The following is a 12,502-nucleotide window of genomic DNA, read 5'->3' on the forward strand; positions in this document are numbered from 1 at the left end:
GTTCCTGCGTTCTTCCGTGAACACAATCCCCGAGGATCCAGAGATGTCCGACGTCAGCCAACCCGCCGCCCATCCGCCCGTTACCGATTGGCTCCACGATTTCGACCACACCGATCCGCACTGGACGGAAGATCCCTTCCCGATCTGGGACCAGATGCGTGCAGCAAGCCCGGTCGTGCATACCGAGCGCTTTCTCGGCTGTTATCTGCCGACAACCTACGAGGCGGTGCGGCAGATCGCCAACGACACCGAAAGCTTCTCCTCGCGCCGCATCATCGTTCGCGATGAGCGGCCCGAAGTCGCCAAGAACGCGGCGCCGCCGATCACCTCCGATCCGCCAGACCACAAGCCGGCCAAGCAATTGCTGCTGCCGCCGTTCACGCCGGATGCGATGAAGAAACTCGAGCCGCGCGTCCGCGCCATCTGCAACGAGCTGATTGACGAATTCATCGCCGACAGCAAGGTCGACGCCGCTGCGAGCTACACCAAGCATATCCCGGTGCGCGCGATCGCCCACATGCTCGGCATCCCCGAGGGCGACGGCGACCTCTTCATCAAGTGGATCCACATGATCCTCGAGCTGAGCATCAAGAACGAGATGATGCTGAAGCAGGCGGCCGACGAGATGACCGATTATTTCGCCGGCCATGTCGAAGCGCGCAAGAAGACGCCGGGCGACGACCTGATCTCCTATCTCCTCAATGCCCGTGACAAGAACGGGCAGCCGCTCGAGGACACCCACATCTACGGCTCGCTGCGGCTGCTCCTGATCGCAGGTATCGACACCACCTGGAGCGCGATCGGCTCCTCGCTCTGGCACCTCGCGAGAACGCCCGCCGACCGGGAGCGCCTGATCGCCGAGCCTGAGCTGATGCCGATCGCCGTCGAGGAACTCCTGCGTGCCTATTCGCCGGTGACGATGGCGCGCGAGGTGGTGAAGGAGACGACCATCTCCGGCTGCCCGGTCAAGCCGGGCAACATGGTGCTGCTGTCGTTCCCGGCCGCCAACCGCGACCCCAAAATGTTCCCCGATGCCGACAAGGTCGTGCTCGACCGCCGGGAGAACCGCCATGCCGCCTTCGGGCTCGGCATCCACCGCTGCGTCGGTTCCAACCTGGCGCGGATGGAGATGCAGGTCGCAATTGAGGAATGGTTGAAGCGAATTCCGGACTTCCGGCTCGACCCGGCCGGCACCGTGACCTGGTCGCAGGGGACCGTGCGCGGGCCGCGCCAGTTGCCATTTCTGCTTGGAAAGTCCATGTAGCCTCTTGAGAACAAAAGTTCTGGGAGGCCGGTGATGACAGACCAAGCAATCAAGCCGGCCTCCGAGCACTTCGACATTGCCGATGCCCAACGCCGCATCAAGGCGATCTTCATCGGATCGATCGGCAATCTGGTCGAATGGTATGATTTCTACGCCTATACGGCGTTCGCGCTGTATTTCGCGCCGGCGTTCTTTCCCGGCAACGATCCCGTCGTCCAGCAACTGAACGTCGCCGTCGTGTTCGCGGCGACCTTCCTGATGCGCCCCCTGGGCGGCTGGTTCTTCGGCTATCTCGCCGATCATTTCGGGCGCCGGATCTCGCTGACGCTCTCCGTCGTCTTCATGTGCTTCGGCTCGCTGATCATCGCGGTGACGCCGACCTATGCCTCGATCGGTCTTGCCGCGCCGGCCATCCTGGCGGTCGCGCGCGTGATCGAGGGCTTAAGTCTCGGCGGCGAATATGGCGCCAGCGCCACCTATTTGAGCGAGGTCGCCGATCCCCGGCATCGCGGCTTCTATTCAAGCTTTCAGTACGTCACCCTGATCGGCGGACAGTTGACCGCGATCATCGTGCTACTGCTGTTGCAAAAGGTGTTTCTCACGCCCGATGAGCTGAAGGCCTGGGGCTGGCGCATTCCGTTTGCGATCGGTGCGGGGCTTGCGATCTTCGCCGCGGTGATGCGGCGTGGCCTGCATGAGACCGAGGCATTCGAGGAAGCCAAGAAGGTGGTGAAGCCGACCGGCTCCATCGCGAACCTCCTGAAATATCCGCGTGAGCTGTTGCTGGTGGTGGGCCTCACGGCCGGCGGTACCGCGGCATTCTATACCTTCACCACCTACATGCAGACCTTCGTCAAACTCTCGGTCGGACTGACCGAGGACCAGACCACTTTCGTGATCTTCGGCACGCTGATCTTCGCGACCATCCTGCAGCCGATCTATGGCGCGATCTCCGACAAGATCGGACGCAAGCCGCTGCTGATCTTTTTCGGCGTCGCCGGCACACTCGCAACCGTCCCGCTGCTGATGACGCTGAAGGAGACGAAATCGCCCTTCATGGCGTTCGTGCTGATCTGCTGCGCCTGGCTGTTCGTCGCCGGCTACACCTCGATCAACGCGGTGGTGAAGGCCGAGCTGTTCCCTACCAACGTTCGCGCGCTCGGTGTGGGACTGCCCTATGCGATCACGGTATCCCTGTTCGGCGGCACCGCGCCGGCGATTGCGCTCTATTTCAAGACCATCGGGCACGAGGACTGGTTCTATTACTATCTCAGCGGCATCATCTGCCTCTCGCTCATCATCTATGCTACGATGCGCGACACCAAGCATGCCTCCGCGATGCACCGTCACGAGTAGACATCGTCACGGCTAGACATTGCCACGAGTAGATCATGGCTGACGAGAACGAGCCGCCGCCCGAAAGCAAGCTGACGCGGACCAAGGAGAAATGGGCGCGCGAGGGCCGCTTCCTCACCGGCAGGATCACGCGCCCGGAAGACCAGCGCCTGCCGCCCGGGCAGCATCTCACCAAGGATTGGCCCGTGCTCGATCTGGGCCTCACCCCGGAAATCTCGCGGGAACGCTGGCGGCTCGACGTCTATGGCGCGGTCGAGAACCCGGTGTTCTGGACGTTTGCGGAATTCACGGCGCAGAAGCAGGCGCAATTCACCTCTGACATCCATTGCGTGACGACCTGGTCACGCTACGACAACCAGTGGGAGGGGCTTGCGACGCGCGAGCTGCTGGCGACCTGCCAGCCGCACGATGATGCGCGCTTCGTCGTGCTGCATTCCTATGACGGCTACACCACCAATCTGTCGCTGGAGGATTTCGCCGCTGAGGACGCCCTGCTCGCCCATAGCTGGTCGGGCCAGCCGCTGTCCGAGGAGCATGGCGGTCCAGTGCGGTTGGTCGTGCCGCATCTTTATTTCTGGAAGAGCGCCAAATGGCTCCAGGCGATCGAGTTTCTGACCGAGGATGCGCCCGGCTATTGGGAAGTTCGGGGCTATCATAACCGCGGCGATCCCTGGACTGAGGAGCGCTATTCCGGAGGCTGACCTTCCCACCTCATAGAGAGAGGTGGACGCCCACAGCGAGGAGATGCCCATGGCGATGGAACGCTTTCAGTTCACAGGCGAAGGCGGCCATCTGCTGGCGGCCGCGCTGGAATTGCCGGAGGGCGACCCCGCGGCGTACGCGCTGTTTGCGCACTGTTTCACCTGCGGCAAGGACGTGCTCGCCGCACGCCGCATCGCGGTCGCGCTCGCGGCAAAGGGCATCGCCGTGCTTCGCTTCGATTTCACCGGGCTTGGCTCGAGCGAAGGCGACTTCGCAAACTCCACCTTCTCCTCCAACGTCGCCGATCTCGTGCACGCCGCCGATCATCTGCGCGCAACGCGCAAGGCACCGGCGATCCTGATCGGCCATAGCCTCGGCGGCGCTGCGATCCTGGCGGCAGGCGGAAAGATTCCGGAGGCCAAGGCGGTGGTGACGATCGCGGCGCCGTCCGATCCTGCGCATGTCACGGGATTGTTCCGAAAGCATCTGGACGATATCCGCAAGCAAGGCGAGGTCGAGGTGTCGCTTGCTGGGCGGCCCTTCCGCATCAAGCGCGAGTTCCTCGACGACATCGTCGAGCACGAGCTGATGAAGGACCTCACCACACTGCACAAGGCGTTGCTGGTGATGCATTCGCCGGTTGACGACACCGTCGGCATCGACAATGCGACGAAGATTTTCGTCTCGGCGAAACATCCGAAGAGCTTCATCTCGCTCGACCATGCCGATCATCTGCTCGGCAAGGCGAGCGACGCCGTTTATGCCGCCGACGTGATCGCGGCCTGGGCCAGCCGCTATGTCGAAGCGGCAAGACCGGCAAAAGTGGCAGACCTCCCTGAAACGCCGCGCCAGGTCATCGTGCAGGAGACCCGCAAGAGCAAGTTCAACCAGATGATCTCCGTCGGACCGCACCGCCTGGTGGCCGACGAGCCGGTCGCGGCCGGCGGCGAGGACGCCGGCCCCGGCCCCTATGATTTTCTGCTCGCTGGCCTCGGCGCCTGCACCTCCATGACCATGCGGCTCTATGCCGACCGCAAATCCCTGCCGCTCGATCGCGTCACGGTGACGCTGAAGCACTCCAAAATCCACGCGAAAGATTGCGAGGAGTGCGAGACGCGCGACGGCATGCTCGACCAGATCGACAGCGTGATCGCCATGGAAGGCACACTCGACGCCGAGCAGCGCAAGAAGCTGATGGAGATCGCCGACAAGTGCCCGGTACATCGCACGCTGACGTCAGAGATCAGGATCGTGACCAAGGCGGCGGAGTAGTCTAAGCCGGCCGAGAACTCGCTTCCGCCGCCGTCTTGAGCGGCTGCACCCGCAACGCGCCGCGCAGGCCAGCGGTCGTGCCGAGCAGGATGCCGGCGACGGCGACGAACGACGCCAGTGCCAGCGTCGAGAGCCCCGTGAGCCCCTGCCCGATCGAGCAGCCAAAGGCCATGACGCCGCCAATACCCATCAGCGCCGCGCCGCCCGCCGAGCGCAGCATGTGGCGCGGCGACGTGTAGCCCTCGAGCTGGAAACGCCCCGTCGCAAGCGCCGTGACAAGGCTACCGGCGAACACGCCGGCGACCGTGGCGATGCCGAAATTGAGTGTCAGGCCGGTCGACAGCATGGCATATTGCAGCGCGTCCGCGATCGGCGCGATGAAGGTCAGCGAAGTCACCGGTACCGGGTTGAAATCGTCAGCGCCGAGGAAGCCGGTGACATACCAGCCGCCGGCGATCAGGAGACCGACGATAGCGCCTGCCGCGATCTGACCCGGTGAGCGGCGGAACGCCGCGTGGGCAAAGGCGAACAGCACCAGCGCTGCGGCGACCACGACAGCAGCGAGCGTTCGCGAGGCAGCATCGCCGAGCTCGAAAGCAGACAACAGCGCCGGCAGCGAATTCGCGCCCACGGTGGCCTGCGAGGCCTGCACCAGCGCAATGCGCGCGGGAGCGATCAGGCCTTTCAGCGTCATCTGCGCTGCGATCGCCAGCACGATCACGACGACGAAGGAGCGGAGATTGCCGCGGCCAAGCAACACAAGCGCGCGCGAGCCACAGCCGTTCGACAGCACCATGCCGTAGCCGAACAGGAGCCCGCCGAGGAAGAGCACCGGCGCCGAGAAGGTCTGTTGCAGATAGATCGACTTGCCGAGATCGACCACGCCGCTTCCGGCGAGGAACTGGCTCGCGGCGATCGCGACCGCCATCGCCAGCGCGTAGGTGCGCGCAAGGCGGCCATCGCCATCTGCGATGTACCCGCGCATGCTGCTCATCAGGCAGAAGCCGCTGAGCAGGCCGACGGCGCCGTAGACGAGGCCGATGGCAAGGCCGGCGAAGATGACAATCGCAGCAGCAGATTCCATGTTCAAATTTTGGGTCGTTGCTTCGACGACATGTTACGGCTTCAGGATCACGCGATCGCGCGAGGAGCCCGCGACAGCGACATAGGCCTCCTTAGCGTGCTCCAGCGCATAGATCGCGCCTTCCTTGATGGGGAACGGCTTCAGATGCCCGCTGGCAAAGCCGGGACCGAGATCGCGCAGCACGGCTCCCGTCGCGATCGACGACAGACCGAGCGTGTCGATGCCGACATAGGTGTGCTGGCCGCGATAAAACTCCAGAATGTTGAACTGCACGATACGGTCGATCGCCGCGATCAGGATCTGCCGACCGCGCAGGGCCAGCGACTTGTGCGCGGCCTGGAAATAGGGATCGCCGACCGTGTTAAAGACGATATCGGCGCCCTTGCCGCCGGTCACTTCGCGCACGCGCGCTGCGATATCGGTGGCTGAGGCGTCGATCACCTCTACGGGCGCGTTCCTGTGGCCTTCATAGGCTTCGGCCTTGCGCACCACGCCGATCACGCGCGCGCCTTGCCACGTCGCGATCTGCACGGCGGCCTGGCCGACCTTGCCGTTGACGCCCATCACCAGCACGGTCTCGCCCTGCTTCGGCAGGCCGGCGCGACGAAAGCCTTCCATTGCGGTGACGAAGGGCACGCCAATGCCAGCAGCTTCCTCCCAGGACAACGCCGCGGGCTTTTCCACCACCGCCTCGAGCCCGACGACGAGATGCGTCGCGTGGGTGCCGTCGCGGCGGATGCCGAGGTCGCCGGATGAGCCGAACACCTCGCGGCCGACGGTGCCGGCCGGGCCATCGACCACCACGCCGGCATAATCGCGGCCGGGCGTGCGCGGGAACACGGCATAGGGCATCAAGCCGGTCGCGGCCTTCACGTCGGACGGATTGACGGCGGCGGCTTTCACTTCGATCAGGATATCGTTGACGCCACGCGCGAGCGTGTGATGCTCGACGCGAGGTGCAAGCGCCGCTGCGTTCTCGACCTTGGCATTGAGGCGCACGCAGCGCGCTTCGACGGTTTTGCTATCGGCTGCCGACATCGAAAGACCCACGATTTCTCGCAGGCCTTGTCGCCTTTGGGGCCGGTCAAGTCAATCCTTCGGCCGCTTGTCGTAGAGGCGCTTCGCCTTGCCCAGCGACCGCTCCAGCGTAGCCGGCGCGACGGCCCGCACCTTGGCGGTGATGCCGATTGTGTTCTTGATGTGGGTCGATATCCGCTCGGCGTGGTCGACGAGCCCGCGGCCGTCCCAGCTCTCGGGACGCGCCTCCGCGATGATGGTCAGCTCATCCATCCGGCCCTCGCGGGTCAGTTCCAGGATGAAATGGCCGCCGCACCAATCGGTCGCGAGCAGCACCTCCTCGATCTGGGTCGGGAACAGGTTGACACCGCGCAGGATGATCATGTCGTCGGACCGTCCCGTCACCTTCTCCATCCGCCGCATTCCGGGACGAGCCGTGCCTGGCAACAGTCGTGTCAGGTCGCGGGTGCGATAGCGTATCACCGGGAAGGCCTCCTTGGTGAGGGAGGTGAACACCAGCTCGCCCCTCTCGCCGTCCGGCAGCACAGCGCCGGTCTCGGGATCGATCACTTCTGGGTAGAAGTGATCCTCCCAGATGTGCAGACCGTCCTTGGTCTCGATGCATTCCTGCGCGACGCCCGGACCGATCACTTCGGACAGACCATAGATGTCGGTCGCATCCATGTCGAAGGCCTCTTCGATCTCGCCGCGCATTGCGTTGGTCCAGGGCTCGGCGCCAAAAATGCCGACCTTGAGCGAGCATTGGCGCGGATCGAGCTTCTGGCGCTTGAACTCATCCAGGATCGCCAGGATGTAGCTCGGCGTCACCGTGATGATGTCGGGTCGGAAATCGTTGATGAGCTGCACCTGCCGTTCGGTCATGCCGCCGGAAATCGGCACCACCGTGCAGCCAAGCTTTTCCGCGCCGTAATGAACGCCGAGGCCGCCAGTGAAGAGGCCATAGCCATAGGCGTTGTGGATGATCATGCCGGTACGGCCGCCGGCAGCGCGGATCGAGCGCGCCATCACCTCTGACCATGTGTCGATATCCGCTCTCGTATAGCCGACGACGATCGGCTTGCCCGTCGTGCCGGAGGAGGCATGCACGCGCACCAGCTTTTCGCGGGGGACCGCGAACATGTCGAAGGGATAGTTGTCGCGCAGATCCGTCTTCACCGTGAACGGAAACTTTGCGAGATCGGACAGCTCTTTGAAATCAGACGGATGCACGCCGGCCTGGTCGAAGGCTTTGCGATAATGCGCGACGTTGTCGTAGGCGTGCTTCAGCGACCAGGCCAGTCGCTGCGTCTGCAACGCCATGATCTCGTCGCGCGATGCGCGCTCGTGCGCGTCCATCTCGGCGCTATAGGCGTTGCCACCTGCCTTCAGCCTGGTCAGAGCCATCCTCGTTTCCCCACATCATTTATTTGTTTTTGTGTTCACTGATCCTGCGGTGGCAGCCACGTGCCGGGAATGACACGCGAATGCCCGCGGAATTCGGCGATGACGGCCTCGCCGGCGGTGACGCGCACGTCATAGATGCCGGAGCGGCCGCTGCGGGTGACCTCGCGCGCTCTTGCAATGAGGCGATCACCGAGCTTGCCCGGCCGGATGAATGTGATCTGACCTTGCGCCGCGACGACGCGTTCATTGTGCGAGTTGCAGGCGAACGCGAAGGCGGAATCCGCGAGCGTGAAGATGAAGCCGCCATGGGCGATGCGCTGGCCGTTGACCATGTCCGGCCGCACCGTCATCGCCAGCGTCGCAAAGCCCGGGCCGATCTCGACGACCTCCATGCCGAGACCTTGCGAGGCATCGTCCTCCGCCCACATCGCATCGGCGCAGGCGCGGGCGACGTCTTCCGGTGACAGGGCTGCTTTGACGTTCACTCGCGTCTCCCACTTGTTATTTTTGTGTGCGATGTTCTGCCGATCGCTCAAGACTGTCAAATAATGCGACGCATTTGCACCATCAGGTTCTGATGCACCTTCTCAGACATGGTCGTAGTCGACCACGACCCGCTCCGACGAGGGTTTTGCCTGGCAAGTCAGGACGAAGCCCGCCTTCAGCTCCCAAGGCTCCAGCGAATAGTTGATGTCCATCGGCGCCTCGCCCTCGACCAGCTTGGCGCGGCAGGTCGAGCACATGCCGCCCTTGCAGGCAAACGGCAGATCGACGCCGGCGCGCAGTGCGGCATCGAGGATGGCTTCGTCCTCGGCGACCGGAACATCGCGGCGCTTGCCGTCGATGATCAGCGACGCGACGGCCTTGGGCGGCGCATCGACTGCGACCTCCTTCTTCGGACGCGGCTTGCCGCCGAACTCGGACACGAAGCGCTCGACGTGGATGCGATCGTCCGCAATGCCGAGGTCGCGGCAGGTCGCCTCGATCTCCTCGCTCATGCCAAGGGGGCCGCAGACGAAGACGTGATCGACGCTCGCGGCCGGTACGAGCGAGCGCAGCAGCACCCTCACCTTCTCGCCGTCGAGCCGGCCATGCAGGATCGGGATATCCTGCTCCTCGCCGGAGATGACGTGGAAGATCGAGAGCCGATCGATGAACCGGTCCTTGAGTTCCTCGAGCGCCTCCAGGAACATGATGTTGTCGGTCGCGCGGTTGCCGTAGAACAGGAAGAAGCGGCTCCTGGGTTCGCGCGCCAGCACGCCTTTCACGATCGAGAGGATCGGCGTGATGCCAGACCCCGCGGCAAAGCCGACATGGACGCGCGCGGCGTCGCCTTGCGGGATCGCACCGAAGCGCCCGGTCGGCGTCATCACGTCGAGCTCGTCGCCGCACTTCAATTCGTCCGCGGCCCAATTCGAAAACGCGCCACCGTCGACTTTCTTCACGGCGATGCGAAGCTCACCGTCGTCAGGACCCGAGCAGATCGAATAGGAGCGGCGCACCTCCTCACCGTCGAGCATGGTGCGGAGCGTCAGATACTGACCGGGCGTGAAAGTATAGTCGCTCGCGAGCTCGCGCGGAATGACGAAGGTCATCGACACGGCGTCCGAGGCTTCGCGACGGAGGTCGTTGACGGTGAGGCGATGAAAACGTGGTGCGGCTGCGGACACCGTGGACACCTAGATTTGGCCCACCGCCGTCATTGCGGGGAGCGAAGCGACGACGCAATCCAGAATCCCTCCGAGGAGACAGTCTGGATTGCTTCGCTCGCAATGACGATGGGCTGGCATTGTGCGTTTCTCAATGGCACTTGAAATAATCGAACGGTTCGCGGCAGGACTTGCAGCGCCAGAGCGCCTTGCAGGAGGTCGAGCCGAATTCGGACAACAGCTCGGTATGCACAGAGCCGCATTGCGGACATGCGACGGCTTGCTCGCCGAACAGCGCACGACGCGAGCTCGAGGCCTGCGGCGGCGCGATGCCATAGGCGCGGAGTTTCTGGCGGCCGTCCTCGCTCATCCAGTCGGTGGTCCAGGCCGGCGACAAGACCGTGCGCACCTTGGGCCGCGCGAAACCGGCGCGCTCCAGCGCCAGCTCGATTTCGAGCGCGATCATGTTCATCGCCGGGCAGCCCGAATAGGTCGGCGTGATCGCGACCTCGACGCGATCACCGTCAACGACAACATCCCGCAGCACGCCGAGATCGGCAATGGTCAGCACCGGGATCTCCGGATCGACCACGGTTGCCGCAGCGTTCCATGCGCGCTGGCGCAGATCGCTCTCGCTGTCGAGAGCCGTCACCATGTCAATCCCGGGAAGGTCCGCTGCATCGACTGCAACTCGCTGAGGAGATGGCCGAGATGCTCGCTGTGTCGGCCCACGCGGCCACCCTGCTGCATCCAGCTGTTTTGCGGTAGCGTGAGTGTCGCCTCGCGGACGACATCGGAGAGCGTCGTCAGCCAGCGATCGCGCAACGTCGCCGGATCGATCGCGATGCCGGCATCGATCAGGCCGCGCTCGCCTTCGTCGACGGCAAACATCTCGCCGGTGAAGGCCCAGAGGTGATCGATCGCTCCTTGCGCACGCGCGTGGCTCTCCTCGGTTCCGTCGCCGAGGCGGATGATCCATTCCGAGGCATGGCGCAAATGATAGGCGCTTTCCTTCTCGGACTTGGCGGCAATCGCAGCGAGCGTCGCATCGCACGAATTCATCATCGCCCGCCAATAGAGATCTGCGAAGGCGGAATAGAAGAACTGCCGCACCAGAGTCTGGGCGAAGTCACCGTTCGGCTGCTCGACCAGCAGCAGGTTGCGGTACTGCCTGACATCACGCAGGTAGGCGAGCTTGTCCTCGTCATTGCTTTTGCCTTCGACCTTGGCCGCATAGGTGTAGACCTCGCGGGCGTGGCCGATGAGGTCGAGCGCGATGTTGGAGAGTGCCATGTCCTCTTCCAGCATCGGCGCGTGTCCGCACCATTCCGACAGCCGATGCCCGAGGATCAACGCATCATCGGCGCGGCGCAGGGCGTAGAGCACCAGCGGCGTCTCGGAGACCTGGATGTTGGCGACGGGCATCACATGTGCCCCACTTCTTCCGGCACCTCGTAAAACGTCGGGTGCCGGTAGATCTTGGATTCCGCCGGCTCGAACATCATGCCCTTCTCGGCGGGATCACTCGCCGTAATGGCAGTGGACGGCACGACCCAGATCGACAAACCTTCGCCGCGACGGGTGTAGATGTCGCGCGCGGCTTGCAAGGCCATGGTGGCGTCGCTCGCATGCAGCGAGCCGACATGCTTGTGCGCAAGACCGTTGCGGCTGCGGATGAAGACTTCCCACAGCGGCGTGTTCGGCGTCGTCATCGTGATCTCCCTATTCGGCGGCTTGCGCGGTCTGGCGATGCAGGCGCTTGGCTGCATAGCTAGCTGCTGCCTCGCGCACCCAGGCGCCCTCGTCATGCGCCTTGCGGCGCGCGGCGATGCGGTCGCGGTTGCAGGGGCCGTTGCCGGCGAGCACCTGCTTGAATTCGGTCCAGTCGATCTCGCTGTAGCGCCAGTGCCCGTCGTCATCCTGCGTCATGCCGGGGTCGGGAATGGTAAGGCCGAGATACTGCGCCTGCGGCACGGTCGCATCGACGAACTTCTGGCGCAGCTCGTCATTGGAGAAGCGCTTGATCTTCCATTTCGTCGAGGCATCGCTGTGCTGGCTCGCGGCATCGGGCGGGCCGAACATCATCAGCACCGGCCACCACCAGCGATTCAATGCGTCCTGCGCCATCGCCTTCTGCTCATCCGAGCCGCGGCACAGCGTCAGCATGATCTCGTAGCCCTGGCGCTGGTGGAAGGACTCTTCCTTGCAGACGCGGATCATCGCGCGGGCGTAGGGGCCATAGGAGCAGCGGCACAGCGGGATCTGGTTCATGATCGCGGCGCCGTCAACCAGCCAGCCGATGGTACCGATATCGGCCCAGGTCAGCGTCGGATAATTGAAGATCGAGGAATACTTGGCCTTGCCGGCGAGCATCGCATCGACGAGCTCCTCGCGCGAGGAGCCGAGCGTCTCGGCGGCGGCATAGAGATAGAGCCCGTGGCCACATTCGTCCTGCACTTTCGCAAGCAGCGCCGCCTTGCGGCGCAGCGTCGGCGCGCGGGTGATCCAATTGCCCTCGGGCAGCATGCCGACGATTTCGGAATGAGCGTGCTGGGAGATCTGACGGGTGAGCGTCTTGCGATAGGCCGCCGGCATCCAGTCGTTCGGCTCGATGCGCTCCTCGGCATCGACGCGCGCCTGGAACTGTGCAGCCTTGGCGGCATCCTCGAGGCCGCGATCATCGGCCTCGGCCGTATTCAGCGCCTGGGTGTACATGCGCATCCTCCCGATTTATTGGGAGGCAAGATATAACAG

The 12,502-nt window shown here is 64.0% G+C and carries 13 protein-coding genes; 4 read left to right on the forward strand and 9 right to left on the reverse strand.

The window, feature by feature from the left end; all coding sequences use genetic code 11:
* Positions 1–43: 43 nt before the first annotated feature.
* Genes SO140_RS04030 through SO140_RS04045 form a run of 4 tightly spaced genes read left to right on the forward strand, consistent with a single transcriptional unit; the run spans position 44 to position 4,594 of the window.
* Complete coding sequence (locus SO140_RS04030) at positions 44–1,264, forward strand: cytochrome P450 (protein ID WP_449383251.1); 1,221 nt, start codon at positions 44–46, stop codon at positions 1,262–1,264.
* A gap of 33 nt (positions 1,265–1,297) precedes the next feature.
* Positions 1,298–2,620 (forward strand): MFS transporter, encoded by a 1,323-nt coding sequence (locus SO140_RS04035; RefSeq protein WP_449383252.1) that lies wholly within the window; start codon positions 1,298–1,300, stop codon positions 2,618–2,620.
* Positions 2,621–2,655: 35 nt separating this feature from the next.
* On the forward strand, positions 2,656–3,321 hold the full coding sequence (locus tag SO140_RS04040; protein ID WP_449383253.1) for a sulfite oxidase-like oxidoreductase: 666 nt from the start codon (positions 2,656–2,658) through the stop codon (positions 3,319–3,321).
* A 49-nt stretch (positions 3,322–3,370) separates the two neighbouring features.
* Positions 3,371–4,594: a bifunctional alpha/beta hydrolase/OsmC family protein gene (locus SO140_RS04045; RefSeq protein ID WP_449383254.1), complete on the forward strand. Its 1,224-nt coding sequence runs from the start codon at positions 3,371–3,373 to the stop codon at positions 4,592–4,594.
* Between the two features lies 1 nt (position 4,595).
* Here SO140_RS04045 and SO140_RS04050 read toward each other — a convergent pair whose 3' ends face one another.
* From SO140_RS04050 to paaA, 9 genes are all read right to left on the reverse strand, one after another.
* Positions 4,596–5,678 carry a YeeE/YedE family protein gene (locus tag SO140_RS04050; RefSeq protein WP_449383255.1) on the reverse strand — a complete coding sequence of 361 codons (1,083 nt, stop codon included), beginning with the start codon at positions 5,676–5,678 and terminating at the stop codon, positions 4,596–4,598.
* A 33-nt stretch (positions 5,679–5,711) separates the two neighbouring features.
* Positions 5,712–6,716: a quinone oxidoreductase family protein gene (locus SO140_RS04055; protein WP_449383256.1), complete on the reverse strand. Its 1,005-nt coding sequence runs from the start codon at positions 6,714–6,716 to the stop codon at positions 5,712–5,714.
* 51 nt (positions 6,717–6,767) lie between these two features.
* Positions 6,768–8,099: a phenylacetate--CoA ligase PaaK gene (gene paaK / locus SO140_RS04060; RefSeq protein ID WP_449383257.1), complete on the reverse strand. Its 1,332-nt coding sequence runs from the start codon at positions 8,097–8,099 to the stop codon at positions 6,768–6,770.
* A 35-nt stretch (positions 8,100–8,134) separates the two neighbouring features.
* Entirely contained in the window at positions 8,135–8,584 is a 450-nt protein-coding gene (paaI, locus tag SO140_RS04065) for a hydroxyphenylacetyl-CoA thioesterase PaaI (RefSeq protein WP_449383258.1), read from the reverse strand.
* A gap of 102 nt (positions 8,585–8,686) precedes the next feature.
* Positions 8,687–9,769: a 1,2-phenylacetyl-CoA epoxidase subunit PaaE gene (gene paaE / locus SO140_RS04070; RefSeq protein WP_449383259.1), complete on the reverse strand. Its 1,083-nt coding sequence runs from the start codon at positions 9,767–9,769 to the stop codon at positions 8,687–8,689.
* A gap of 130 nt (positions 9,770–9,899) precedes the next feature.
* Positions 9,900–10,403 carry a 1,2-phenylacetyl-CoA epoxidase subunit PaaD gene (gene paaD, locus SO140_RS04075; protein WP_449383260.1) on the reverse strand — a complete coding sequence of 168 codons (504 nt, stop codon included), beginning with the start codon at positions 10,401–10,403 and terminating at the stop codon, positions 9,900–9,902.
* Positions 10,397–11,173 (reverse strand): 1,2-phenylacetyl-CoA epoxidase subunit PaaC, encoded by a 777-nt coding sequence (gene paaC, locus SO140_RS04080; RefSeq protein WP_449383261.1) that lies wholly within the window; start codon positions 11,171–11,173, stop codon positions 10,397–10,399. The genes paaD and paaC overlap by 7 nt, the downstream gene beginning before the upstream one ends.
* Complete coding sequence (paaB, locus tag SO140_RS04085) at positions 11,173–11,460, reverse strand: 1,2-phenylacetyl-CoA epoxidase subunit PaaB (RefSeq protein ID WP_092186062.1); 288 nt, start codon at positions 11,458–11,460, stop codon at positions 11,173–11,175. The genes paaC and paaB overlap by 1 nt, the downstream gene beginning before the upstream one ends.
* Positions 11,461–11,470: 10 nt before the next feature.
* Complete coding sequence (gene paaA / locus SO140_RS04090; RefSeq protein ID WP_449383262.1) at positions 11,471–12,463, reverse strand: 1,2-phenylacetyl-CoA epoxidase subunit PaaA; 993 nt, start codon at positions 12,461–12,463, stop codon at positions 11,471–11,473.
* Between the last annotated feature and the right edge of the window lie 39 nt (positions 12,464–12,502).

The organism is Bradyrhizobium sp. UFLA05-108 (genome assembly GCF_059803455.1).